The organism is Microcoleus sp. K4-B3 (assembly GCF_036704615.1).
GTDB lineage: Bacteria > Cyanobacteriota > Cyanobacteriia > Cyanobacteriales > Microcoleaceae > Microcoleus.
Genome location: NZ_JAUBSF010000099.1, coordinates 1 through 24,326, shown reverse-complemented (window position 1 = coordinate 24,326; position 24,326 = coordinate 1). Strand labels below are relative to the sequence as shown.

Genomic DNA, 24,326 nt, shown 5'->3' with positions numbered 1-24,326 from the left:
GCAGTCCATAGGGTGGGATGCGAATTAACCAAAGTTACTAAGCTAGTCTACCACACAATAACAGACCAGTACCAAAAAAAGATGCAGTACGTGTGACGCTAACCCTCAAGCCAGAGACGGTCAAGCTTCTAAAAATGACCGGGAACATGAGTCAAGCGGTGGATAAGTTCATCGAACTGATTAAGCAGGGGTGCGTACAGCACGACGGGATGCTTAACCCGCTCCCTCGGTCGGAACCCGAAAACCTAGAGTCACAAGATGCACACAGTGAGAATGAAGCGATCGCACTCCCGTCCCGAAACCCCAAGCCACCTTACTGGACAGAGGTACTTACAAGGAAAGGGATGATAGAGCGCGGGTTTAGCGCATATAAGCTCGATAATATGCCCAGTGGCACTGCCGTTAGGGATGGGTACGGCAGGTTGTGGTGGAAAGAGGCGATCGACAAGGGTAACGAGAATTTACGCCCCCTAGGTTCACGTGCAGGTACGGTGTGGTGTCGGTAGAAGATTGATAGAAGAGTTCGCTTGTAAGTGAGTATCAGGTAGGGGACACTGGGACAGGCGAACAGGCAGTAACAAGGTTAAAAAACCCTCAAAAATGACTGTTTTGCTAGAGTGTTGATAGAAATTGGGTAGCCAATGGTTGAAAGTATTGATAAATGGTAAATAGATGATAGTTGTAAAAAACGTATCAAAACAGTTTGGCAGTTTCCAAGCACTCGATCGAGTCAGCTTAGAAATTGAATCCGGTTCCCTAGTCGCATTGTTGGGCCCGTCTGGTTCCGGCAAGTCTACGCTGCTGCGGCTGATTGCCGGTTTAGAAATGCCCGACTCCGGCAAAATCTGGCTGACAGGACAAGATGCCACGAATACTAGCGTCCAAGACCGCAAAATAGGGTTCGTGTTTCAGCACTACGCGCTATTCAAGCACATGACAGTGCGAAAAAACATCGCTTTCGGCATGGAAATTCAGAAAACACCGCCGGCGAAAGTCAAATCGCGGGTAGAACAATTGTTGAATTTAGTGCAATTGGGAGGATTGGGCGATAGATACCCGTCGCAACTTTCAGGAGGCCAGCGACAGCGGGTGGCCCTCGCGAGAGCCCTAGCTGTGGAACCGAAAGTGTTACTGCTAGACGAACCTTTTGGAGCTCTCGATGCCAAAGTTCGCAAAGATTTACGTGCTTGGTTGCGGCGACTGCACGACGAAGTACACGTTACCACAGTCTTTGTGACGCACGATCAAGAAGAAGCAATGGAAGTTGCCGATCGCATTACAGTAATGAACAAAGGTAAAATCGAACAAGTAGGAACACCCGCAGAAATTTACGACCATCCAGCGAGTGCTTTTGTCATGAGTTTTATCGGCCCCGTCAATGTTTTGCCCAGCAGTTCGAGAATGTTTCAAGACAACGGATTTGACTCAGCCAACCCGGAGATTTTCTTGCGCCCTCACGACGTAGTAATTGAAACTACAGAAAATAGTGCAACAGTGCCTGCAAGAATTAGTCGCTTGATTCATTTGGGATGGGAAATTCAGGTAGAATTAACCTTAGATGACGGTCAAGTAGTAAACGCTAATTTGACCAGAGAAAAGTTTGATCTATTGCAGTTACAGCCGCAGCAAAAAGTGTTCGTTAAACCAAAAGATGCCAAGTCGTTTCCACTTTTTTATTCTATCTGATACCAATTCTGAAAACTCGATCTAAATTTAAAACATCAAATATCTGGGTAGGGACGCGGTAATGGCGTCTCTACCCAGACATTTGCAGGGACAGCGCGTTGCCGTGTCCCTACTATTTGATACTGACAACTGCGCGCAGAGTTAGTTTTTGATGTCGCCGACAGCCTTTTTGACTTGTTGCTCAAAGGATGTAGCCTTTGTGTTAGAAGGATTTTTCATTTTTTCAATGTCAGCGTCTCCCTGAACTTCGTTTGGCCCTTTGCTGGCTTTTTCTTGAGTTTCTTTTAATGACATCGGATTGTCCAGCACAACTTTTTGAGCTTCTTTCTCAATTCCCAAAAGTTGATCTTCACCTCTGGTAGGGCTGCTGGTAACGGCAAAAGCCGGGAAAGCATTAGAAACAAACATCAAGGCACAAAAAGAAAAAGCTATTAAAGTACGAACTAAACGCTTGACCGGGAGGCTAAAGCTGATAAAAGACATACAAAATTTCTCCGTTTTTACAAGTTTTCATCGCTGAGATTGTTGACTGGCTGAATCTCACTCAAATTCTGCCCAATCTTTAACTCATGTTTGATAAAAGCAACAGCATTTAGCCGTTGCTTTTTGTCAAATCGATCTAACATATTATATTTAGCTAAAAAAGCTGGTATTTGAAATCCTTCTCAGGGAATATTTCTCAATGAGTCGCGCGGGTCATCCCAAAGCCGTGGTGTAAAAGGCGCACCCGAAGGCACTTGTGTAGAATCTAAAAAATTCTACCTAAGTGCCTTCGGGTGCGCCTCACATAGCGGTATTAATGTGACTGACGAGTTTTTCCGTGGGGTGGGGGCGGGTTTATTTAGCCTGTTTGCACTGTTAGAGGGCGCTTGAGTGAACCCCTAGAGAGGTTTCGTGAAAATTTTGCAAGATATCAGATGTGCCCGACTGTCCGCTGACTAATGACTGATGACTAATGGCTGCTGCTGCCGCACGGGAACTTGATATTTTGCTAAATAAGTCTTAATTTCTCCGACGCTAAGTTGCCCGTAATGCAGCAGGGAAGCCAGGAGTGCGGCTTCTGCTTTGCCGTCAGTCACGGCTTCGTAGATGTGGTGACAGTTGCCGGCACCGCCGGAAGCAATGACGGGAATTTCGACAATTTCGGCGATGCTGCGGGTTAATTCCAAGTCGTAACCGGCTTGAGTGCCGTCAGAGTCCATGCTTGTCACCAGAATTTCGCCGGCGCCGCGCTGTTCGGCTTCTTTGGCCCAGGCGATCGCATCTTTGCCGGTATTTTCTCGCCCTCCGCGCACGTACACGTCCCAACCGGGATTATCCGCATCTTGCCGTTTGCGGGCGTCGATCGCGATTACAATGCACTGATTGCCAAATCGATCGCTCGCTTTGTCAATTAAACTCGGATCGCGCACCGCCGCCGAATTAATACTCACCTTGTCTGCGCCCGCCCTCAATAAACTTTTAATGGTGTCTAAGGATTGGATGCCGCCGCCCACAGTCAAAGGGATAAATACTCGATCGGCCGTGCGGTACACCACATCAATAATAATGTCTCGGTCTTCGTGAGTCGCGGTAATGTCCAGAAACACCAACTCGTCAGCACCGGCATCGTTGTATACCTGAGCCATTTCTACCGGATCGCCAGCATCCTGAAGGTTAACAAAATTGACACCTTTGACCACGCGGCCGGCTTTGACATCCAGACAAGGCAAAATTCTTTTCGACAACATAAAATTCTCGTGTTTCTAATTTATTGACCGCCGCAGCGAGGAAAAGGCTTTGTTGATATCTTCAAAAACATGAAGTTAAGCAACAAATCTTAAAGATACCTTGTGTTTAACAACTCTCGGTATGAGCCGGAGAGCCATTTTCCAGTTTTTTGGGGCCCCCTCAGCATAAATAAAACTTGGCTCTGGGTGCGCTAGGCGACATTAGGTAGAATATTGGGCAGATAGTTATATTTTCGGCAACAAGCAGCAAATTTAACTCCCCAGATACATCTTTGGGGTGAAAAATATGACAATTTCGCTTATGATCGAACCATAACTACCTTCGCTGGCGATCGAATTGTGGTTCGGCAATCCTGTAGGGTTTGGTGCATCGACGATCGACTAAACAATTTTAGATTTGAGAACAGGCGATTTGAGGTTTTTTAGTAGCAATCTCAGTTATAAGCCGCGCGGTAAAGTTAAAATTTAAAGTTTAAAACCTCAAATTGGTTGACTTGATGTCGTTTTTAGGGCTGTGGTGACTTTGCAAGCCAATCCACATTTGGTACTTCGTACAGAGAAAAGCGGCAATCGCTACTTGCCGCTCTCCGGCAGCAATTGCTGGACAGTAGGGCGGAGCGATGACAATAATTTTGTACTGACCGATCGCTGGATTTCCCGTAATCACGCGATGTTACAGCAAATGGAGACAGGAGAGTTCTATCTGATCGACTTGGGCAGCCGCAACGGTTCCTTTGTCAACGGGCGGCGCGTCAGTATTCCTGTCACTCTCAGAAATGGCGATCGGATTATTTTCGGTCAAACCGAATTGGACTTCTACAACCCAACCGCCGGCCACCGGATCGAGCCAATACACGAGACAGACTCTGACGATTTTACGGCAACTTTGACGGTGCGCAGCCTGATTAGCGTCATGGTAATGGACATCCGAGACTTTACTGTTTTGACTAGGCAGCTAGACGAAACCCTACTCTCAGAAGTCATCGGCAGTTGGTTCCGCAAAGCAGGACTGATCATTCGCGAACACGGCAGTTGGGTAGACAAATACATCGGCGATGCCATCATGGCTGTCTGGTTCCACAAAACCAGCGGTGTCAGCAGCGAGGAAATGATGCGGATTTGCCAAGCTTTGAGCGAACTGCACAAGGCAACAGACGAACTCAGCAGCCGTTACCCCCTGCCTTTTCCTTTGCGAGTCGGGGCCGGAATCAATACCGGTTATGCAATGGTGGGAAATTCTGGCAGCAGCGACCGATCGGACTATACCGCCTTGGGAGATACTGTAAACGCAGCATTTCGCCTGGAATCTTGCACCAAGCAACTCGGCAAGGATATCGCTGTGGGAGAAACGACCTACAAATACCTGACGCAATTGGGTGCCCAGGGCGCTTTCGAGCAGCACACCGTTTCTTTGAAGGGTTACGACACTCCCACCGTGACTTACGGCGGTACTTATTCTGACTTGAACGCTTTTCTCAAAACGAAAGGAAAGAATTCTCGATAGCTAGAAAATTGCGTGGGGGGCAAAAATTAACCCTTTAAAATGCCAGTCCGAGTTGTTAATTTGGAGGGCCTTCTATAAACTTGCCTGCGATGCCTAAATTGGCAGAGGTATCATATATCGTCCGTGATGTCAATACCTCAATGTAAATTTTATAACAGCCCTCTACGTGTTGCGGATTTATCTGAAAAACTGCATAAGCAAAATGGTAGTCTCTACATAAATGCTGTGTATGAAATTAGGAGACAAAACTTCATGAAACGATTGGGTCGTCTATTGGCAGTATTGGGCTTAGTGCTGGGCTGCTTTGCATGGGCTGGAGACCAAAGCGCGATCGCGGCGACCTTGAGCCGTATCGTCTTGCCATCATCCTCGCTCCTAGCTGTTGAAGCTCCGGTTAGAACCAATCGCGCCGATGACAAGCTTGCCACAGAATACGGCAAAAAACTTGATTTGAACAACAGCGCCGTCCGGGACTTTCGGGACTTTCGAGGGTTGTATCCCACTTTAGCTCGAGTAATTATTAAGAATGCTCCTTACGAAAAAGTTGAGGACGTACTCAACATTTCAGACTTGACGGAAGCTCAGAAAAAAGTGCTGCAAGCTAACATGGACAAATTCACTGTAACTGATGTTGAATCAGTCTTTATTGAAGGAGACACCAGGTTAAATAATGGTCTCTACGACTAGGTAGCAGCGGGTCTCATTTGAAGGCAGAAGTCATTTGGCAGAAGGCATTCGGTAGAAAGAAAAGATTTTTTTTCTATAGGCTGATGACTTCTGCCTTTAATTTATCAAGACTTACTTTCAACCACCATTCAGAAAAAGCCTGCCAAAATTCCCTAGATTCAAATAAGCGGGTTCCCCAGATTCATCTGTAGACTCAATTCTTTAATCTAAAATCTAAAATATAAGCTCGATCGACAGACATTACTTCTACTCCACAGATGAATCTGGGGAGTCAATTCTAAAATCTAAAATCTAAAATCTAAAATCTAAAATCGACTGGCGGCAGACTTATGACTGACAAATTTGACGTATTGGTAATAGGTGCTGGCGCGGCGGGTTTGTACACAGCACTTTGCCTGCCAGAGCATTTGCAGGTGGGCTTGATCAATAAAAATACCCTGCCTGTTTCTGCTAGTGATTGGGCTCAAGGAGGGATTGCCGCGGCGATCGCCCCTGAAGATTCGGCAGAGCTGCACGTTCAGGATACACTGGCTGCGGGAGCCGGTCTTTGCGATTTGGAAGCGGTGAAATTTTTAGTCGAAGAAGCTTCAGCTTGCATTGACTCCCTCGTGAAAATGGGCGTTGCATTCGATCGCACCGGCCCAGATTTAGCCCTCACCCTAGAAGCTGCCCACTCCCGCCGCCGAGTTCTCCACTCCGCCGACACTACGGGCAAAGCGGTTGTCAGTACCCTGACAGCAAAAGTATTGAGCCGCAAAAACATTCAACTCGTATCTCCTGCCTTTGCTTTGAGTCTGTGGCTAGACGAAACCGGGCGCTGTCAGGGCATTAGCTCGATTTGCGGCTCGCGAGTCAAGTGGCTGCGGGCCCAGGCAGTGGTGCTGGCGACAGGCGGCGGCGGACAGGTTTTTGCTCAAACGACCAATCCGTCGGTAAGTACCGGGGACGGGGTGGCAATTGCTTGGCGCGCCGGGGCGCTGCTGCGAGATTTAGAATTTGTGCAGTTTCACCCGACGGCGCTGAGCACAGCGGGCGCGCCTCGGTTTCTGATTAGCGAAGCGGTGCGGGGAGAAGGAGCTCATTTGGTTGACAGTAATGGATATCGCTTTGCTTTTGACTCTCACCCCAGCGGGGAACTCGCCCCTCGGGATGTTGTCAGCCGCGCTATTTTCCGCCACTTGCAGAAGACGGGAGAACCTCATGTTTGGCTGGATATGCGCCCGATTGCTGTCGATCGACTGCGCTACAGGTTTCCGAATATTATTCAAGTGTGCGCTGATTGGGGAATTGATATTTTTTCCGAACCGGTGCCGGTGACGCCCGCTGCCCATTACTGGATGGGAGGGATTGTGGCTGACAAATTTAACCAAACATCAATTCCGGGTTTGTACGCGGTGGGAGAAACTGCGAGCACGGGGGTACACGGCGCTAACCGATTGGCGAGCAATTCGCTGCTGGAGTGTCTGGTTTTTGGGGCGCAAATGGGACTTTTGCAGCTAGAAGGTGGAAGACCCAAGGCATTCGCAGATCGGGAAGCAGCAGGGGAAATCTTAGAAAAATCGATTTCTGAAAAGGACATTGAGGCGATCGAAAAGTTGCGGGTCGAATTACCGAATTTGGTGTGGCAGAGTGCGGGAATTTGCCGGGGACAACGCGATTTGGAAAGTGCGATCGTCCAAGTTGAGATTTGGCGGCAAGAATTTGCTTCGTTGCCTTTGAGTCAAGCGCTTGATAATTTGCAACCCGGACAAGTTATTGATTTTTCGCCTGCTGATGCGGAGAATAGCTCGATTTTACGAAATTGGGGAGAAGTTGGCAATTTATTGGATATCGGCTACTTAATTGTCAAAAGTGCTGCGTTTCGCACGGAAAGCCGCGGCGGTCACTACCGGGTGGACTATCCTCTCACAGATCCGGATTGGTGCACGCACACCTTAATTCACTACTGCAATTGGTACAAATCTGCTGCTCAATCTGGGCGAATAGAAGATTGAAAAATGGGGGTCAGCGCGTCCCCGTACCGTCACTTTTGGGGTTCCCGTTCGGGTCTGGTTCGTATTTTTGGTAAGTTGCAAACCTAGATGTTGGTGTAACTGTCCCAACTGTGGAGGTCGATCGATCTTTTGTTAAGTTGGTAGTGGAGTTGCTGGCAAGTGGAGCCGCATTTGCGGTCCCGACTGTATTTACTTGTAGGCAGGCAGCCAGAGTTGCCGTTGTTGTGAGCTTAATCAAAGTACGCATATTATTCACAGCCTTATTCAAATCACCGAAGTAGATGCACGCCCGTACCGCCTATTATATCTATCAATTTCCGTAGTTCCACTGATATATTTACATTTTCTTTAATTAACTTTCATAAGTTTACGTAAACTGGTTTAATTTAAGGCTTTTTGACGATTATAATTGGGTTTCCAGTATCAGGTTTTGATTTTTTTAATAATTTGTAACATTTAGATGAGACGGCAATTTGCTGTAAAAATTTTCATATTTTTGTAAGTCTATCTAATGACAGATGACAGGCTATACGAGTTAAGACTATACATTTCAATTTTTTGGACATTTTTTTGAACGGTTTCAAAAAGTTTACATGGCTTACGGTTTCAGGAGCTATTTTTTCAAAGCTAGCTGCACATCGGACATCTTAAAATAATATCACCCCACAACCGAATCAGGGTTTGAGGTCTAAAAATTGCTCAAATTTTGTCCGAATCATTGAGAATTTTAGATTAAAAAATTGAATAATTAGGAATGACTGATGAAGATCGTGGCTTGGAGTTTACCTACAGTAGCATTATTTTTTTAAAGTGGTATTCATGAAAAAAATTGATATTGATTTTTTCCGCGTTCCTTAGCACGATACATCGCAGCATCCGCATTTTTGACTAAAATCTCTGGATCTTGACCGTCAATGGGATATAAACTAATGCCAATACTCGTAGTTACAGAAATGGTATGTTCTTCTAAAATAAAAGGCTGCATGATGGCGTCGCAAATTTTTTCAGCTACTTTCGCAGCTTCCTCGCGACCTGGAATGGCGGGCAGAATGACTGTGAACTCGTCGCCACCCAGCCGCGAAATAGTATCGCTGCCGCGCAAGGATTTTTTGAGCCGACTGGCAACTGTTTTTAAGAGCAAATCGCCTACATTGTGTCCGAGAGTGTCGTTGATTGACTTAAATCCATCTAAATCTAAAAACAGTAAAGCTACCAATTCCTGCTTGCTGGAGGCTCTTTCTAGAGACTGATCCAAGCATTCGTAAAACATTTTGCGGTTGGCCAAACCCGTGAGAGCATCGTGATCGGCTTGGTGGCTGAGTTCAGCATTTTTTTGTTCTAGGGCATTTTCCCGGAGTTGGCGCTCGGTAATATCTCTGATTGCTCCGACTAAAAATAGGTTGCCGGCAGCATCTTTATGCAGGGATCTTTTAGTCGCAATCAGATGCGTAATTCCGTGAGCGTCAGTAAAATATTCTTCATTTTCTCGCGGCTGGTGAGTTTGCAATACTAATTCGTCTTGCTGCCAAAATATCTCGGCTTCAGCTTGGGGAAATAAATCGTAATCTGTGCGGCAGGTTAAAATTTCTAAAGGATAGCCGATAAAGCGACAATATGCCTGATTCAAAACAACGCAGCGGTGATTTCGATCTTTTACAAAAATGGGGTCGGGAATTGTATCGATTAGCGATTGTAAAAATTCTTTAGACCGTTTTAATTCTTCTTGCAAGTGAGCCAGATAACCCACAACTGCGGCACCAGAACCCACAAGACTGAGGATTGGAGGAATTAACGGCAGCCACCAACCGGCTAAAAAGGCTAAGTATAAACTGGCACTCAGACCGAGACAGATACTCGATAAACAGTAAGCCGATCGACCGAGCGATCGCAAATTCCAACTCACACTTGCTCCCGCCCAAGACCAGAGTAAAATCCACAGCAACTCGGCAACCTCTGGCCAGACATTGATCCCCCCGCGCCCGTCGAGGGCTGCACTTAAAATTTGGCTCAAGAAATGAGCCTGAAGCTCGACTCCCGGTATTTGCTGGGGAGGAGCAAACCAACCCGAGCTGTAAGCATTTTGGTAAAAGTCTCTGAGGCTGGGGGCAGTTGAGCCGATCAAGACAGCGCGCGATCGCACAAAATCAGCGGGTACTTTGCCAGAAAGCAGGTCGCTCATCGATGCAGTGCGGAAACGGCCTCGCGGGCCGCGCAGGTTGGCCAAAATTTGATAGCCGCGGCTGTCCGATCGAACGTAAGCACCGTCGTTAGGTTGAAAAGGCCGAAAAACCCCCTTACCTAACTGCAAGTATTTAGGATTGACTGTTGCTGGTTGAGGGAAAATTTTTTCGCTTTCGAGGTAACGCAAAGCGAGTCTCAGCGCGAAACTTTCATGAGTTTTGCTGTCTCCGGGCCAAGCGTAGAGCAAAGTTCGGCGCACTTTTGAGTCAGCGTCGATGACAACGTTGTTGAAACCGATTCGATCGAGCTTGTCAAGTACCGGAGGTGGCCGAACTCCGAACCTGGTTTCGTCTGGCATTAACTCAATGCCGATTAAGTTGGGAATAGTTTTAAAAGTTTTGAGCAATTCGGCGTTACCCGGTTGAGTTGGCAAATCTCGGTAAACGTCGAGGCCGATCGCCCGCGGCTTGCCAGCCTGCAATTTTTGCAGCAATTGGGCCAATACAGCATCGGAAATTGGGTAGCCGTATTTTTGCAAGTCAGCTTCCTTAATTTCTACAATGACGATGCGCGAGTCAATTGGTTCGGCCGGCCGCCAGCGCACAAAGTAGTCGAAAGCAGCCCATTCCCACACCTGAAAAAATCCGAACCAGCGCATTACAATGACCGTACCAGCAACGGCACTCGCAGTAATCAATACTCGGCGTTCTCGATCGAGCCATTTTTTGATAGTTTTTAGCATATTTTCGTGATTTTTGCCTCGCCCTTCGAGCCTCTAAGCTACTACTACATATAGCTTTTAGATCTCCGGGACGATCGGCTCAGTCGATTTTAGATTTTATTTTTTATTTTTTAGATTATCCAATTTTTTTGTTTTTCGGTGCGGGCGAGTCGATTTTAGATTTTATTTTTCGGTGCGATCGGGCTGCAACAACATAAACCGGGTTGCTCAACCAAAATATATGATTTCAACAATGACTCTGGAAGCAGAAATCCGGTTTCTTGAGTTTTTGTGTATAGCAGATGTTGAAGGCCCTTCGGCTCCCTTAGGCTCCGGGATCGGGCAAGTCGCGGTTCCTGAGCGAAGTCGAAGGGCAGGGTAAAAAGAAGGAAGAAGGAAGATCGAAGTTGCTATCCACGGCAATGGTTTCAGCAATTAAGAACTTTCTCAACGTCGGGCACAGTTGCTATAGAGGTTCTTGGGTAGATGAGGTACACAATCACACTTAAAAAGTAAAAAGCTTAGCAACACTGGTTTCGGCATATTTGATTTTTGCGATCGCCGCTATCTACCTAGTTTGTACTAATTTTTTAGTGATTGTAGAGGCGAGATTTTAGATTAATTTCGCAGCACGAGACAGCTATCAACTAAGCTAAAAATCAGGAGATTTCCTTGCCATAAACCTAAAATCTGCCATCTATAATCTCAAACTTTTTCTATCTGTTTTGAAAGTTGCGCGGGCCGGTGTAACCCGATAAGTCAGCGAGTTTCTCCAAAGATTGCGTCCCGGAATAAAACTGACCTTTAATCTCCCAAGTAGGGAAACCTTTAATATTCGCAGCAGCAGCTTGGCAAATTTCAGCGCGGGAATTTTGCCCCTTGGGATCGCATTCAACGTAATCGATTATCGCAGCACCTTCTTTACCAAAAAGCATTTTTTGGTCGTGGCAGTGGGGACACCAGTAAGCGCTGTATTGTTTCGCCCCGATTTGTCTGAGGTGGCGGGCCAAAGCAAGTTGTGCCGGGCCGGAGGTTGTAGTGACGGCAGGGGGTACAATTCCGGGGGTAGAGACAGAAGCAGCAGGTGAGTTGACACTGTTATAAAGTCCCAAGGCGCCGATCGAACTCACCATTGCTACCAAAATGCCTGTAAACACCAACTGTCCGATATCTTCCCACTCGCGCCCGACTAGCACCAGCACAAACAGCGACAGTGAAAATACGGCGGAACTGATGCAATAAATGCACAATTCCTGAATTTCAAAAGCCATCAAATAAATCAAATAGCTGCTGAAAATTACCATCGCAGCGGTGATGATAAATAGCGCTTGCCAAGTTTTGTTTTCTACTTGAGAGTGCAGTCCTTTCTTGGTGTCGGGATTGACGGCTTTGGGAGCGAATGCCAGGATTGCTATGCTCAGGTAAGCCAGACAGCCTAACAAACTTAAAGGCACAGTGCCAAAGACTGTAGCGTAGGGACTGTTGAGAACTTTGTCGCAGCCGCTGGTGGGACAAATGACCGAGCCTGTCGTGAATTTAGCGATCGTGAGATAGGCCGTTTCTACGACGCCGATGGCTGCGATCGCTCCTATCACAGTCCTAGACCAGCGATGAATCCAAGGGGTTGAACGTCGGCGAATCATTTTTTGATTTGGTAATTGGTAATTGGGACGTTGAAAGAAGAAGGAAGTTGGGCAACGAGCAATCTACTGCATTTAACAAATTGAACGGATCGATGTTGAAGGAAGAAGTCAAAATTCAGAAGTCAGAAGTCAGAGCAAAAAAAGAGCTATCCGTGTATCTGTGACTTCCGTGTCGTGAATCAAGGGAATTGATAATTGGTGATTGGGAATTGATAATTGGTGATTGGGAATTGATAATTGGGAATTGATAATTGGTGCTTTCTTTCACTATTAGGTCTTCGTTTTCAGCTATGACCGATTACCGATTACCGATTACCCCTTCCCATTTTACGTTTTACTTTTGACTTTGCCCGGTTCCGGTGTTGGCCCTCTTGAGCCATTAGCGTCTCTGTTTTCCTGTTCGCGTTCTTTCTGTGAGAAGCTGCGGCGGGCGGCTTCTACAAACTGACTAACGCGGATCGGATCGATCGGCTGCTCGATGCGGCCGTTTCGCTTCAGGGAACTCGATACGATTACGCCGTCAGCGGCCTGCATGAGGGTGGAAATGTTTTCCCACGAGGCGCCGCTACCGATGAAAACTGGAATTCCTGCCGCTGCTGCACTCGCGAGTTCTAAGTCTTCGAGATTGGGAGGGCTGCCTGTTGTCCAGCCGGAAAGGATCACGGCGTCGGCTAAAGCGCGCCCGATCGTCTCTTGGACGGCTGTGGTCAAGTTGGGGCTGCCTAAAGGTCGCCCGTGCTTGACTAACACGTCTGCTAATATTTTGACATCGCTGCCCAATTCCCGGCGGTAGCGCAGTAGTTGGTGAGCTTGGCCTTCAATTAAGCCTTGGTCTGTAGCCATGATGCCGTTGAGGACGTTGACACGGATGAATTGAGCACCAGTGCAGGAGGCGATGGCGATCGCGCTGTGGGCGTCGTTTCGCAGCACGTTAACGCCGATCGGCAGCGTCACGAGATTTGTTAGCCTCTCGACTACCAGAGTCATGGCACTTACCACAGCCGGATCTACGCTGTCTTTGGCAAAAGGAGCGTCGAAAAAGTTCTCGACTATGATACCGTTTGCGCCACCAGAAGCCAGCGCTGTAGCCTCTTGCTCGGCTCTTCCGATAATAGCTTTGAGGTTTCCGCCCCAGCGGGGAGAAGTTGGCAAAGGCTGTAAATGTACGACACCGATTATGGGATTCGGCGTTTTGAATATTTGTTTTAAGTCCACGGATTTTCCTGAAACCACCAAGTTCACTGACGGCTGACGGCGGATTTTGACGGTATATTCTAGAATTCTATATCCACGGGGGCGATTCGGTTGACTTAATCGGGCAGCCAAGTGCCTCAAACCCCTAAGCCATAACATTTTAGATTTTAGATTTTAGATTTTAGATTTTCCAAGGGCGACCTACTGATTTCACTCAAAGACGGATACTTGCTTCAAGACAGGAATCCTGGAAAGCAAAAAAGTCTAGATTTTAGGGAGATATCCCAGATTCATCTGTGGAGTCAATGCTTTAATCTTTAATCTAAAATCGACTGGCTACAATCGGGTTTGAGAGCTTGAGTGCAGTTGCATTCTTTTTTATACCTTGGTGTCGGCAGGGGTTTTTCCTTCTCTATCGAGGTTAAGTGGTGAAAGTTGTTCTCATAATTTTGGCTGTCACCTCCGGATTGTGGGCAGCAATCGAAGTGCTGCTGCGGGTGCTGCTGGGTTTTGGCAATCCCTTGATTTACATTGCCGATGCCGAGTGCGGCTATTTGTTGGCGCCCAACCAGAAGGTGCGCCGCTTGGGCAACCGGATTGAGATTAACGAGTATTCGATGCGTAGTGGAGCGATCGCCCCGATACCCCCTCCAGAAACTCTGCGTGTCTTGCTGTTGGGAGATTCTGTCGCCAACGGCGGTTGGTGGACACATCAGACCAATACGATCTCGGAAATTATGACTCGGCATTTGAGATTGCAAGTACAGAATCTGGCGAGCGATGCACAATTCGCTTCAAAAGTCAACTATTCAGATTTTGAAGTTCTCAACGCCTCAGCCAATTCTTGGGGGCCGAGGAATCAACTTGCTTACGCCAAGCGGTTCGGTGTTTTTGGGGCAAATGCTGTGGTGTTGCTGCTCAATACGGACGATTTGTTTGCATCCGCTCCCTGTGGGGAGGTTGTGGGCCGCGATCGATCTTACCCGGATCGCAAACCCCGATCGGCCACGCTAGAGTTATTGAGCCGCTACCTGCTACCTGTAGTGCCGACTAGGCAATTGGCAGCACCCGGAGCCACAAGCGGCGATGTAGTAGGCTGCAACTTAGAAGCTATTCGCCAAATCCAGAAAATAGCTGTATCCGGCAACGTCGAGTTTTTGCTAGCCGTCACGCCCAAGCGAGGCGAATTCGGCAGTCCTGGCCCTCGCGACTGGGAAGTCAAGGCTAGAGAGCGTCTCGCCGAACTCGTGGAAACAGAGAAAATTACTTACATAGATTTTCTTCCCATTTTCAATTGTGCGGCGCAAATTCCAAGTTTGTATCGAGACAGCATTCACCTGAGCCCTCAAGGAAATCAGCTAGTTAGCAAAACCATCAGTCGTCAAATAGTCGCTCTTTTTTGGCACAAATCGTGATTTCGCCCAAAAACGGATACTTGCCCCCTGATTAGGTTGTGGAGAGCAAAAAAAATTAAACCTTAGTTCAAGCCCCCAAATTCATCTGTGGAGTCAATCTCTAATCTGGAATCTCAAATCTAAAATCGACAGTTTAATCCCCCAATGGGGATATGGAGTCAATCTCAAATCTAAAATCTACAATCTCGAATCGACAAATCAAGCCCCCAGATCGATCTGTGGAGTCAATCTAAAATCTAAAATCTACAATCTCAAATCGACTGACATCGAATCCGGTTGCATGGGAACAGTTACCCTCTTCAACGAACAACAAACCCAAACTGTAAAAGCACCCGGAAACGACACGATTTGTCTGGATTTAGCTAACTTGCAAAGTAGACTCTAGCTCTTTGGGATACCAAGCTTGACCGTCGAGAGCCATTTGCTCGATCGAACTCGCAAGCCGCAGAGCTTTGAGAGCTTGTTCTCCTCCCACAGAAGGCTGATTTCCACCCCGCACGCAATTAATAAAATGCTCCAATTCTGCGTGGAGCGGTTCAATATTGCTGGTGTAAACTTTCTCGATCAACCCATCTTGACGGTAAAGCACCTGACCGTAATCCGTCACGTAGTTGGCGGTTGTTTGTCGGTGAATCAAGATTTCGTTGTTGAGAAAATCTGCCTCTGTCAGAGAATTTTTGCAGTGAGCCACGATTGAACGGAGTTTGCGGTGCGTCACCTTACTGGCAGTCAGGGTAGCCACAATGCCGTTAGCAAAGTTCAGCGTCGCTGTCACGTAGTCTAAATAACCTGAATCTGAAGCCCTGCTACCGCTGGCCGTCAGTTTCACCACTTGGGAATCTGCCAATTCCAGGAGCAAGTCGATGTCGTGGATCATTAAATCCAAAACTACCGATACGTCGTTAGCCCGCTGGGAATAGGGACTCATCCGGTGAGCTTCCAATGCCAGTAGCTCTTCAGTTTTCAGCACTTTGCCGAGTTCCTGAAAAGCTGGATTGAAGCGCTCGATGTGACCCACTTGCAAAATCCGGTGGGCCTCAGCAGCGGCGTTGACCAAAGATTCGGCTTCAGCAATGCTAGCCGCGATCGGCTTTTCAATTAAAACGTGAACTCCCGCTTGGAGACAAGACATCCCCACAGCGTGGTGCAGGCGAGTTGGAACGGCGACGCAAACTGCATCTACGTGGGCGAGCAAATCTCGGTAGTCTTCAAAGAAGCGAACCCGGTATTTGCTTGCTACATCTATTCCCCGCTCTACATTTATGTCTGCAACACCCACGAGCTCGATATCTTTTAGCAAGCTCAGAACTCGCGTGTGGTGCTGGCCCATATTGCCAACCCCAATTATCCCAATGCGAAGGGGTTCGGGTTGACCTCGCTGGGCGAAAACGTTTGCGTATCCCAATGACATCCTATCTAGCACTCCTGGATTCTCCTCCACCACCACAGGAATCAAGCCCCTTGGCTTCCCTCAGCTACTCACAGCCATCCAGATAGTACCACAGTCAAACTATTTGTGAAGAATTTCTAAGTTCACTTTTAGGATTATCGCGTCAGGCAATTAAACAGAAGCTACTCATACACAAGGGCAGAATACTGGGGTAAAGTTTCGGGAAATTACGTATTGACAAATTTTAGTAAGTATGAAATCACATCGGGGCGATCGTCCGCAGCATCGCAACAACACAAGCCCGTCAGAATATTTTGCTGAAATTATCAAACATTTGTCTTGTTTAGGCCCAAAAGCAATAGTTGCAAAGTAAGAAATGATACAAAATTTAGCCGTCGTGCACCTGTAAGAGTTGGGGTGTTTACCTTTGGCAATCTTTGAATTCAAAAAAATTTACGTTAAGAATGGGGATAATTACGGGCGATCGCTCACTACAACAACTACACTTATATAAAGCCTAATAAAGGAAACTATGAGTCCAAAAAAAAAGGCAGAAATTAGGAATTGGGATCGCTAGCACAATTTTAAGTTTGTTTTCAGCCGTGTCATTGGTAGGAGTGGACAAAGCACAAACCGCCGTCGTAACCTACAATTTCACAGTGGATGATACTGTCGGTAGCATTTTTTTAAAGGTGAATAAATTCTCCCTTACAGGAATAGGATTGGCAGAAGTTGCAGTTTCCGAGGGAAGATTAAACACTATTCTCACTCTTGACTTTTATGGACTAGAAAGCAAAGAATACTACAATTTGGCAGCGCCTACAGCTTTCTTTTATCAAGGGGATTTTCGCGGAATGCAAGCCAGCGGCGGCGACACACCGACGAGAGAATTAATCGTTCCTCCAGACGAACCAGGAGGGCCTTATTAGATTAGGTTTAGCTGCAACGCATCTTGGTCTATGGGTACCAGCTACGGGCTGGAGATTCCTAGTAGGTGGAGATCTGTGTTCTGGGGGTATAACGAGGTAATAATTTCGCCCATAGACCGTAGTCCATATATAGACGATAGAGTGATCATCCGCGATACCAATGTTTTTTACACCCTAGTCGATAGCGCAGCCGAACCAGTTCCCGAACCGATCGCCGCTGGAGGGACAACTTTAACATTGGCTGGTTTAAGCTGGTTAAAACACAAGAAAAAAATGGCAGCTTGACGTGCGATCGCTGTCAACAATTAATCACTCAGCAGTCACTTTTCAGAAAATATTCTAGTTGCAAAATTTTGCGATCGATTGGGAGACAGAGCTCTGGCTTTCAAAATCGCGGCTACCAAAAACGCATAGGACAAAACTCCCACCAACGCCAGCAAAAGTACGCTGGCCGCTCCAGACGCATTCCATAAAGCGTGAAGTGCAGAAGCGCTGAAATAACCTACGCCCAAAATTTGCCAGCGCTTCCTGGGTTTGAGGGCGCTCAAACCGATAAAATATCCCAAATAGCCGCTGTAAGCCATGTGTCCGGCAGCGACACCCAAAATTCGGGGAATTAGCAACTGCAACCCTACTAATTCTCCGAATTCTGCCCCTGCTTGCAGGGTGACATTATGGATGATATTGGGAACGTACTGCCTCAGAGTTTCTAACAGTGTAAAGCCGACTGCGGAGGCACTTCCTAACAGAATTCCGTCTAAAGGTTCCCAGACGCCGATGCGATCGCGCCACGGATTTTTCAGCCAATTTCCCAGCAGCATCGCTCCCAAAACGGGCAGGGCTTTCAGCAATTCTTCCATCAGACCCGCCCCGAAAAACATTCTGTTCAAAAAAGGCAAAAAACTGATTGCTTCGCCTTCGGTTGGCAGGCGGCCGGGCAAAATTTCTCTAAATACGAATATAAATCCAATCAATAAGGGGCTGATCGCAATCAGGACTGTAGCTAAAGCCGAACCAAGCAATACCCACCACGGTTTGTGTTTGCCGCACAGTTGATAGATAAAGTAGTAAGCCGCACCGGCGAGGTAAGCTGACAGCAGCAAGTTGAATGCTGCAGAATTTCCAACGGCGACAAACATCGACACGACAACAATAACTGTGGCAATACCTGGATACAAGTAAGCTTTTTGGCTTAATTGTTTGCCCGTCGAGGCGATCGGGAATAATTGAGTTAAAGTGAGAGTGTCTTTTTCACTAGCAGCAAAATTGCCGGTTTTTGCTGGGAATTCAGGTTTAGTTGGGTTAGGGGTTAGGGGAGATTCAAATATGAATTCAGGGCCGTCAAGGCCGAGACTGATGCGATCGCCTGTTTCTAAAGTTTGGCAGCCAGAGAGCTTTTTTCCGTTGATATAAGTTCCGTTAGCGCTGTTGAGGTCGCAAATTTCCCATCTCGTCAAAGTACCCTGAGTTAGGGGACGGATCATGGCGTGGCGACGGGAAACCATGCCGTGGGCGATCGACTCTAAAGTTATTTGACAATTTCGATCGCGTCCGATGACCAATTCCCCATCTTCAGAAAGTTGGTACTTGGATGCTGGCGTTCCCACAGCGTCTTTGGCTGGCACTTGTCGCAGAAATCCGATTTCATTTGTCATGAGTTATGAGTCATTAGTCCTCAGTCATTAGTCATTGGTCATGATCTCGCGAGCTGTTAGCTGATGTTATTTTTGGGCAGTCTTTATTCCACAGTTATTGGTTGTTAGCTGCTGACTAATGACTAATGACTAATGACTAATGACTAATAACTGCTGACCAATGACTAATGACTAATGACTCTGCTTATAGATTGGCTCTGGCATCCTGAACGGCTGCATAGAAAAATATGCCTGTTAGCGGTACGCTGAGGGCGAGGATGATGCCGGTGACTAAATTGCCGAGTTGAGCTTCTCCCGAAGATAGCTCAAAGATGGAGCCGACTGCTGCGATCGCGGCGATACACGAAAGAGCTAACAATAAACTACTTTTAGGAGTTCCTGCCATCATACTGACTTTACGGCCTTTGGCGAAAATTTGTTCTTGACTAATTCTTCATTCAGTGCGAGCTTGTTTTCTACTCTGTCTACAAACAGCACTCCGTTGAGGTGATCCATTTCGTGCTGAATTGCCCTAGACAGTAACTCTGTTGCTATCAGGGTTTGCGGGCGACCGTATTCGTCGCGGTAGGACACTTCAATGGCTTCTGGGCGTTTGACTTCTAAATAAACTCCCGGAATGCTCAAACACCCTTCTTGCAAGATGCAGACATCGCTGCTGCTACTTTTGATGGTAGGGTTGATCAAAACCATTGGGGGTGTGGCGGGGTTTTCCGGGTCGCAATCGAGCACGATTACTTGTTTGTTGACTCCGACTTGGGGGGCGGCCAAACCGATGCCATCAGCACTGTACATGGTTTGCAGCATTTCTCGGACTAGCTGCCGAATTTCTGCATCGACGCTTTTGACGCGCTTCGCTGGCTGCCGCAGGACGCGATCGCCTAATGTGTGTATTGTTAGGGGCGGTTTTTCTAACTTTTTCTTTTCAATCAAGACCTGAGCCGTCATAGAACCTCGCGGGATGTTTGGAAACCCCCAACGAAAGCTGTTGGGGGATGAAATTGGAACCAATACTATGTATTTTCAATATTAATCTAATTTTAAGTAGCCATGACTGGAAACGCACCAAACCAACGGCCGGTTATTTCTCTGGGGCTTTCGCCTGTTTTAGTGGCGGTAGAGCTTTTAGGTGCGATCGCGATTTTGCTGGCTGTTTTACTCGTCGTAAAGTTTTGGGCGGTTTTGCCCGAGCGAATTCCGATTCATTTCGGCTTGGAGGGGCTGGCTGATGCTTGGGGCGACAAGGTGATGATTTGGATCGTGCCGGCGGTGGCTGCCATTATTTTTGCGCTTTTAACTGCGGTATCGCGCTATCCGCATACTTTTAATTATCCGGTACGGATTAATTCTGAGAACGCTCGCCGGCAATATCTGTTGGGGCGAGGCCTTTTGGTTTGGCTGAAAGCGGAGATTTGCTGGCTGTTTGCGTTTGTGGTGCGGCAGCAAATTGTTGTGGCATTGGGCAATGCTCAAAGGTTTAGTATCGAGTTAGTTTTAGGGTTAGTTGTTTTGATATTTGGGACGGTTGGCGTGTATTTTCTCAAGGCTTATTCTGCTCGCTAGATGTAGGGCAAAAAACTTACATATACCCAAAAAAACTGTTTTTGGGTGTTTTTTTTAACCGCAGTTAATAATATATAACAGCTCCAAAATAAAGAAAATTACTTTGTAATGAGGAATCTATTCATCAAATTTTTATGAAGAGTTTAGTCCTCACTACAAACATTTTTGATGGCTGGTAATTGACTGGAGATGATAGGAATAACAGGCGAGAGGTTTGTGCTGCGGTAAACGCCGCTCGACTAACCCATCAGATATGTTTGCTGATTGTTCATCGGCAATACTCGCAACCGTCGATTTTTCAAATCTGGTTCTAAGCCTAGTTCTTCCATTGGAATCACGCCCAGCAAAACAGCAGAAACGCCTTCGGGTAACTCTAAACAATCAAATCTCCCTTCTCTCCCCTCTACAATAATTTGAGCGTCGGCAAAAATTCGACCCTTTTTTATGCCCGCTGATGTTTCTACATCTCTTTCTCCTACTTGTATTAAGCCTAACTGGCTAATAATGCGAGCTGGCAAGGAAAGCAGAGTTGCTCCGGTATCGACAACAACGTTATCGAGGATAACAGAACGAACTTCCTCAGCAGAAATAAATCCCCGTTCAGCCATAACTCGATCGATGCGATTCGTGACTGTGATTGTAGTGATTACTTGACCCATTTGTTTTGGTTGCAGATTGGGAAGTACCAGGGTCATAGTATTTTACCTTTTTTAGAATCTCAAATCAATTGAACACTATTGAACGCCGCTCGACTAACCCATCAGATATGTTTGCTGATTGTTCATCGGCAATACTCGCAACCGTCGATTTTTCAAATCTGGTTCTAAGCCTAGTTCTTCCATTGGAATCACGCCCAGCAAAACAGCAGAAACGCCTTCGGGTAACTCTAAACCATCAAATCTCCCTTCTCTCCCCTCTACAATAATTTGAGCGCCTGCAAAAATTCGACCTTTTTTGATGCCAGCCGATGTTTCTACATCTCTTTCTCCTACTTGTCTTAAACTTAGTTGGCTAATAATGGGAGCTGGCAAGGAAAGCAGAGTTGCTCCGGTATCGACAACAACGTTATCGAGGGTAACAGAGCGAACTTCCTCAGCAGCAATGAATCCCCGTTCAGCCATAACTAGATCGATGAAATTCGTGACGGTGATTGTAGTGATTACTTGACCCATTTGTTTTGCTTGCAGATTGGGGAGTACCAGGGTCATAGTATGTTACCTCTTTGAGTGTAATTAGTGGATATTTCTATGGTAATACTATCTAGAATCCTCCTTGGTTAGTTAAAATCGTTTTAGTGACCGGCCAAAATTAGAATTTGCCTCAACGCATGACACCAGAAAACAACTCTTCTCAACCCAATCGCCCTGAATCGAACGTGACTGTAGAAAGTCAGAACGGTGCGAGCCCTACTGTGCCACCAGAATCAGGGACAATCGTCGCTACTGCTGAACCTGAAAAACCGGTGCCGCCGCCTGCAACTCGCAAGGTTTTATTGCCGCAGCAGCCCGAACAAACGACTACTGAGAAGTCGGCGTCGGCGCTGACGCTGGGGTTGATCGCAGCGATGATTTTTGGGCTGGCCAATGACAACATTTGGCTGGGCTTAATTGGTGCCGTGGGTGCGATCGGCATATCGCTGCGGCTGATGTGGCCGAGTTGGGGCAAAATCTGGGCGCAGGTAATTCCGCCGACTTGGCGCACGCTGATTGTCGCTTGCTTCGGGCTTTTAGCTGGGATTGTGGGCTTGCTGATGCTCAGCGGTACTAATACTGAACCGGGAAGCCGCAACATCCAAATCAACTGGGACGCCATCGGCGCTCTGGGCGAGTTGATCGGCGCTTTGGGCCAAATTTTGATCGCAATTTTGGGCGTTTACGTGGCTTGGCGGCAGTACGTGATCTCGAAAGATTTGACGATTCAGCAAAATCGAATTACCCAGCAGCAAACGATCGATGCTTATTTTCAAGGGGTTTCCGACTTAGCCCTTGACGAACAAGGGTTTTTGGAAGACTGGCCGCAGGAAAGGGCGATCGCAGAAGGCCGCACCGCTGCGATTATGAGCAGTGTAGATGCTGAAGGTAAAGCTAAAATTCTGCGGTTTTTGTCGCAGTCGAGGTTGGTTACTCCTCTGAAGCGCGATCGGCTTTTAGGCCGCCCCATCCTTGACGGCGACGGCGGCTACGCTGAAGATAGAGATCACGGTATCCGCGTTATCGATCTCAATGTCATGTTAGCGGGTGCTGACCTGGCTGGCACCGATTTGCGGTGGACGGATTTGAGCGAAGCCAACCTCGTCCGCGCCAATCTCAGCAAGTGCGATTTAGTCAAAGCAAACCTCTCGCGCGCTGTCTTGTACGACGCCAATCTCGCTCGCGCCGACATGAGAGCCGCCGCATTATTCTACGGCTCGGCAGAAACTGCATCCCCCCGCAGCCGTACCCAATTTCCCAACTATCAAACGGGCGAACATACCGGCGCTGTGGTGGAACGCGCTGATTTCACCGCTGTCAAGCGGCTGTCGGATGAGCAGCGCTATTACTGCTGCGCTTGGTGCGGATCGAAGTCGAGAGAGACTATTCCCGGTGGCTGCGAAGGGATTCCCAATAAACTCGGACGTTAAATTTAGCAGTACCGCTGTACTTACGTATATATTGGAGAGGGCGATACTGTAATTTAAATCCACAGTCTTGGGTTGTTTTAGCCATAACAAATAATGATTTACGGGTAGAAGTAACTCTGCCCCTGGCGCGGGACAAAAGCAGGGATAAATGGATTTTTGTCGCTGCTATGTGTGGTTTCTTAGCCGATCGGTAATTGCGATCGGGATGCAGGTAATTGCTCGTTTAGTCTGCAAGAACCCGCCCGTGTATACGATTCGGCCGCCTCTGGGTTTTGTAAGCGGCTTCCTTCCCAAAAGCGGCCATTGGTGACAAGTTAAGGAAAAAGGGAAATTGTCAAGGGTAGTATTTCCATGAGTCTGGGATCGTGGGAAACTTATGACAGACAAGTAATAGAGGGATTGTGAGCAGCCATGACCAGCAGCCGAAAAACCAATCGAGACCACGCGAAAAAAACACACAGACCAATGGTGGAAGATGAAGTAATTGCAGAGCAACTGGAAAGATTGCTGACACCGGCCATTACAAATCAAGAAAATTACTACCGAAAATTAGGACTCAGAGAGCGGATCTTGAATTTACCGTTGATGATGGCTGGGGTGTTAACTTTACGCTCGGCGAGACGTAGCATCCGTGAGAGAGCTGACAAGAATCTTAGCCAGAGACGGTTTTCTGTGGTGTAATCCGATAAAAGTTAGTCAACAAGCGGTGTCACAACGATTTTTGACATTTCCTGCGGAGTTATTTGAAAAAGTATTTAAAGATTTATTGCCAAATCTCTCTTCAGCTTGGCATAGTAGAAATCAACGTCCGTTGCCAGAAAGTATTCAATTTACCTTGTCAAAATTCGAGAAAATTTGGATAATAGATGGCTCAATATTGGAGGCGCTATTTAAAAAACTACAAAGCTTAGAATCACTTCAAAAAGGACAATTAGCCGGAAAGATAATTACAGTCATTGATTTAGTAACCAGATTGCCTGTTGAGATTTGGTTTGAAGAAAATCCCAAAGCTTCAGATACTAGAGCGGAAGAAGACATCCTAAATTTAGTAACAGAAAATACTTTACTATTACTGGATAGAGGATTCTATCACTTTAATTTTTGGTGTCAATTAATTGAAAAGAAAGTTGAATTTATTACCAGAATAAAGAAGGGAGCAGCCATTCAAATAGAACAGGTATTTACAGAGAGTTATGGACTGCGAGACCGAAAAATCCGCCTAGGTTCTGGCACAAAAAAGACTCCGTTTATCACGTTACGTTTAATTGAAGTTAGGTCAGGACAAACCTGGCATTCTTATTTAACTAGCGTCCTAGACCCTCATGTTTGACCACCTTATGTAGGGTTTGCTGAATAATCGATCGCCAACCAAGAGCAGGAGCTCACGATATCTGAAAGCTCAGTTAAAGATAAGTTT

At 46.9% G+C, this 24,326-nt stretch carries 23 protein-coding genes and 1 pseudogene; 11 read left to right on the top strand and 13 right to left on the bottom strand.

Translation table 11 applies throughout. The features are described 5' to 3' along the window. Positions 1–92 precede the first annotated feature (92 nt). Together QUA78_RS27655 and QUA78_RS27650 are read left to right on the top strand one after the other, a co-directional pair. A complete protein-coding gene (locus QUA78_RS27655; RefSeq protein ID WP_333304724.1) occupies positions 93–506 on the top strand; it encodes a hypothetical protein in 414 nt (137 codons plus the stop codon). Positions 507–672: 166 nt separating this feature from the next. Continuing rightward, positions 673–1,686, top strand: coding sequence for a sulfate/molybdate ABC transporter ATP-binding protein (locus QUA78_RS27650; protein ID WP_333304723.1), 1,014 nt, complete (start codon positions 673–675; stop codon positions 1,684–1,686). A 141-nt stretch (positions 1,687–1,827) separates the two neighbouring features. Here QUA78_RS27650 and QUA78_RS27645 read toward each other — a convergent pair whose 3' ends face one another. The 3 genes from QUA78_RS27645 to hisF all read right to left on the bottom strand — a co-directional run bounded on the left by QUA78_RS27645 (position 1,828) and on the right by hisF (position 3,416). Continuing rightward, positions 1,828–2,169 (bottom strand): low temperature-induced protein, encoded by a 342-nt coding sequence (locus QUA78_RS27645; RefSeq protein ID WP_333304722.1) that lies wholly within the window; start codon positions 2,167–2,169, stop codon positions 1,828–1,830. Positions 2,170–2,186: 17 nt separating this feature from the next. Then, positions 2,187–2,312 (bottom strand): hypothetical protein, encoded by a 126-nt coding sequence (locus QUA78_RS27640; RefSeq protein ID WP_333304721.1) that lies wholly within the window; start codon positions 2,310–2,312, stop codon positions 2,187–2,189. Between the two features lie 312 nt (positions 2,313–2,624). Beyond that, on the bottom strand, positions 2,625–3,416 hold the full coding sequence (gene hisF, locus QUA78_RS27635; RefSeq protein ID WP_333304720.1) for an imidazole glycerol phosphate synthase subunit HisF: 792 nt from the start codon (positions 3,414–3,416) through the stop codon (positions 2,625–2,627). A 514-nt stretch (positions 3,417–3,930) separates the two neighbouring features. Between hisF and QUA78_RS27630 the strand changes: the two genes are divergently transcribed. From QUA78_RS27630 to nadB, 3 genes are all read left to right on the top strand, one after another. After that, on the top strand, positions 3,931–4,920 hold the full coding sequence (locus tag QUA78_RS27630) for an adenylate/guanylate cyclase domain-containing protein (protein ID WP_333304719.1): 990 nt from the start codon (positions 3,931–3,933) through the stop codon (positions 4,918–4,920). 252 nt (positions 4,921–5,172) lie between these two features. Continuing rightward, positions 5,173–5,607: a photosystem II complex extrinsic protein PsbU gene (gene psbU / locus QUA78_RS27625; RefSeq protein WP_333304718.1), complete on the top strand. Its 435-nt coding sequence runs from the start codon at positions 5,173–5,175 to the stop codon at positions 5,605–5,607. A 329-nt stretch (positions 5,608–5,936) separates the two neighbouring features. After that, a complete protein-coding gene (nadB, locus tag QUA78_RS27620; RefSeq protein WP_333304717.1) occupies positions 5,937–7,601 on the top strand; it encodes an L-aspartate oxidase in 1,665 nt (554 codons plus the stop codon). 10 nt (positions 7,602–7,611) lie between these two features. Here nadB and QUA78_RS27615 read toward each other — a convergent pair whose 3' ends face one another. From QUA78_RS27615 to btpA, 4 genes are all read right to left on the bottom strand, one after another. Further along, positions 7,612–7,848 (bottom strand): hypothetical protein, encoded by a 237-nt coding sequence (locus QUA78_RS27615; protein WP_333304716.1) that lies wholly within the window; start codon positions 7,846–7,848, stop codon positions 7,612–7,614. 570 nt (positions 7,849–8,418) lie between these two features. Then, positions 8,419–10,524 (bottom strand): CHASE2 domain-containing protein, encoded by a 2,106-nt coding sequence (locus QUA78_RS27610; protein WP_333304715.1) that lies wholly within the window; start codon positions 10,522–10,524, stop codon positions 8,419–8,421. Between the two features lie 695 nt (positions 10,525–11,219). Further along, positions 11,220–12,146: a vitamin K epoxide reductase family protein gene (locus QUA78_RS27605; RefSeq protein ID WP_333304714.1), complete on the bottom strand. Its 927-nt coding sequence runs from the start codon at positions 12,144–12,146 to the stop codon at positions 11,220–11,222. Between the two features lie 327 nt (positions 12,147–12,473). Beyond that, entirely contained in the window at positions 12,474–13,361 is an 888-nt protein-coding gene (btpA, locus tag QUA78_RS27600) for a photosystem I biogenesis protein BtpA (protein ID WP_333304725.1), read from the bottom strand. A 407-nt stretch (positions 13,362–13,768) separates the two neighbouring features. Between btpA and QUA78_RS27595 the strand changes: the two genes are divergently transcribed. Then, positions 13,769–14,755: a GDSL-type esterase/lipase family protein gene (locus tag QUA78_RS27595; protein WP_333304713.1), complete on the top strand. Its 987-nt coding sequence runs from the start codon at positions 13,769–13,771 to the stop codon at positions 14,753–14,755. A 358-nt stretch (positions 14,756–15,113) separates the two neighbouring features. Here the strand turns inward: QUA78_RS27595 and QUA78_RS27590 are convergent, their stop codons facing one another. Then, complete coding sequence (locus QUA78_RS27590; protein ID WP_333399135.1) at positions 15,114–16,166, bottom strand: Gfo/Idh/MocA family oxidoreductase; 1,053 nt, start codon at positions 16,164–16,166, stop codon at positions 15,114–15,116. Positions 16,167–16,762: 596 nt separating this feature from the next. On the opposite strand from QUA78_RS27590, the gene QUA78_RS27585 reads away from it, so the two are divergent. Together QUA78_RS27585 and QUA78_RS27580 are read left to right on the top strand one after the other, a co-directional pair. Beyond that, the gene (locus QUA78_RS27585) at positions 16,763–17,074 is read left to right on the top strand and encodes a hypothetical protein (protein WP_333399134.1); all 312 of its coding nucleotides are present in this window, start codon (positions 16,763–16,765) and stop codon (positions 17,072–17,074) included. Between the two features lie 141 nt (positions 17,075–17,215). After that, complete coding sequence (locus QUA78_RS27580; RefSeq protein ID WP_333306320.1) at positions 17,216–17,359, top strand: PEP-CTERM sorting domain-containing protein; 144 nt, start codon at positions 17,216–17,218, stop codon at positions 17,357–17,359. Positions 17,360–17,394: 35 nt separating this feature from the next. On the opposite strand, the gene QUA78_RS27575 is transcribed toward QUA78_RS27580, so the two are convergent. From QUA78_RS27575 to def, 3 genes are all read right to left on the bottom strand, one after another. Continuing rightward, complete coding sequence (locus QUA78_RS27575; RefSeq protein WP_333306322.1) at positions 17,395–18,729, bottom strand: PrsW family glutamic-type intramembrane protease; 1,335 nt, start codon at positions 18,727–18,729, stop codon at positions 17,395–17,397. 184 nt (positions 18,730–18,913) lie between these two features. Then, complete coding sequence (locus tag QUA78_RS27570; protein ID WP_281363548.1) at positions 18,914–19,114, bottom strand: hypothetical protein; 201 nt, start codon at positions 19,112–19,114, stop codon at positions 18,914–18,916. Further along, positions 19,114–19,674 (bottom strand): peptide deformylase, encoded by a 561-nt coding sequence (def, locus tag QUA78_RS27565; protein WP_333306324.1) that lies wholly within the window; start codon positions 19,672–19,674, stop codon positions 19,114–19,116. Before def ends, QUA78_RS27570 begins: the two co-directional genes overlap by 1 nt. A gap of 102 nt (positions 19,675–19,776) precedes the next feature. Here def and QUA78_RS27560 point away from each other — a divergent pair, with 102 nt between their 5' ends. Then, positions 19,777–20,289: a DUF1648 domain-containing protein gene (locus tag QUA78_RS27560; RefSeq protein WP_333306326.1), complete on the top strand. Its 513-nt coding sequence runs from the start codon at positions 19,777–19,779 to the stop codon at positions 20,287–20,289. Positions 20,290–20,528: 239 nt separating this feature from the next. Here the strand turns inward: QUA78_RS27560 and QUA78_RS27555 are convergent, their stop codons facing one another. Together QUA78_RS27555 and QUA78_RS27550 are read right to left on the bottom strand one after the other, a co-directional pair. Next, complete coding sequence (locus QUA78_RS27555; RefSeq protein ID WP_333306327.1) at positions 20,529–20,984, bottom strand: aspartyl protease; 456 nt, start codon at positions 20,982–20,984, stop codon at positions 20,529–20,531. A 57-nt stretch (positions 20,985–21,041) separates the two neighbouring features. Then, positions 21,042–21,497 (bottom strand): aspartyl protease, encoded by a 456-nt coding sequence (locus QUA78_RS27550; protein WP_333306329.1) that lies wholly within the window; start codon positions 21,495–21,497, stop codon positions 21,042–21,044. Between the two features lie 119 nt (positions 21,498–21,616). Between QUA78_RS27550 and QUA78_RS27545 the strand changes: the two genes are divergently transcribed. Beyond that, positions 21,617–22,909 carry a pentapeptide repeat-containing protein gene (locus QUA78_RS27545; protein ID WP_333306330.1) on the top strand — a complete coding sequence of 431 codons (1,293 nt, stop codon included), beginning with the start codon at positions 21,617–21,619 and terminating at the stop codon, positions 22,907–22,909. Positions 22,910–23,374: 465 nt separating this feature from the next. Next, a pseudogene (locus tag QUA78_RS27540) lies at positions 23,375–24,236 on the top strand (transposase); the annotation flags it as partial. Positions 24,237–24,326 lie beyond the last annotated feature (90 nt).

What these genes read in the sequence shown, in the direction of transcription:
- QUA78_RS27610 (WP_333304715.1), bottom strand. Translation starts at nt 10,524, where the DNA reads ATGCTAAAAACTATCAAAAAATGGCTCGATCGAGAACGCCGAGTATTG.
- QUA78_RS27545 (WP_333306330.1), top strand. Translation starts at nt 21,617, where the DNA reads ATGACACCAGAAAACAACTCTTCTCAACCCAATCGCCCTGAATCGAAC.
- QUA78_RS27590 (WP_333399135.1), bottom strand. Translation starts at nt 16,166, where the DNA reads ATGTCATTGGGATACGCAAACGTTTTCGCCCAGCGAGGTCAACCCGAA.
- QUA78_RS27555 (WP_333306327.1), bottom strand. Translation starts at nt 20,984, where the DNA reads ATGACCCTGGTACTTCCCAATCTGCAACCAAAACAAATGGGTCAAGTA.
- QUA78_RS27650 (WP_333304723.1), top strand. Translation starts at nt 673, where the DNA reads ATGATAGTTGTAAAAAACGTATCAAAACAGTTTGGCAGTTTCCAAGCA.
- hisF (WP_333304720.1), bottom strand. Translation starts at nt 3,416, where the DNA reads ATGTTGTCGAAAAGAATTTTGCCTTGTCTGGATGTCAAAGCCGGCCGC.
- QUA78_RS27605 (WP_333304714.1), bottom strand. Translation starts at nt 12,146, where the DNA reads ATGATTCGCCGACGTTCAACCCCTTGGATTCATCGCTGGTCTAGGACT.
- QUA78_RS27645 (WP_333304722.1), bottom strand. Translation starts at nt 2,169, where the DNA reads ATGTCTTTTATCAGCTTTAGCCTCCCGGTCAAGCGTTTAGTTCGTACT.
- QUA78_RS27570 (WP_281363548.1), bottom strand. Translation starts at nt 19,114, where the DNA reads ATGGCAGGAACTCCTAAAAGTAGTTTATTGTTAGCTCTTTCGTGTATC.
- QUA78_RS27615 (WP_333304716.1), bottom strand. Translation starts at nt 7,848, where the DNA reads ATGCGTACTTTGATTAAGCTCACAACAACGGCAACTCTGGCTGCCTGC.
- nadB (WP_333304717.1), top strand. Translation starts at nt 5,937, where the DNA reads ATGACTGACAAATTTGACGTATTGGTAATAGGTGCTGGCGCGGCGGGT.
- QUA78_RS27560 (WP_333306326.1), top strand. Translation starts at nt 19,777, where the DNA reads ATGACTGGAAACGCACCAAACCAACGGCCGGTTATTTCTCTGGGGCTT.
- def (WP_333306324.1), bottom strand. Translation starts at nt 19,674, where the DNA reads ATGACGGCTCAGGTCTTGATTGAAAAGAAAAAGTTAGAAAAACCGCCC.
- psbU (WP_333304718.1), top strand. Translation starts at nt 5,173, where the DNA reads ATGAAACGATTGGGTCGTCTATTGGCAGTATTGGGCTTAGTGCTGGGC.
- QUA78_RS27575 (WP_333306322.1), bottom strand. Translation starts at nt 18,729, where the DNA reads ATGACAAATGAAATCGGATTTCTGCGACAAGTGCCAGCCAAAGACGCT.
- QUA78_RS27640 (WP_333304721.1), bottom strand. Translation starts at nt 2,312, where the DNA reads ATGTTAGATCGATTTGACAAAAAGCAACGGCTAAATGCTGTTGCTTTT.
- QUA78_RS27550 (WP_333306329.1), bottom strand. Translation starts at nt 21,497, where the DNA reads ATGACCCTGGTACTCCCCAATCTGCAAGCAAAACAAATGGGTCAAGTA.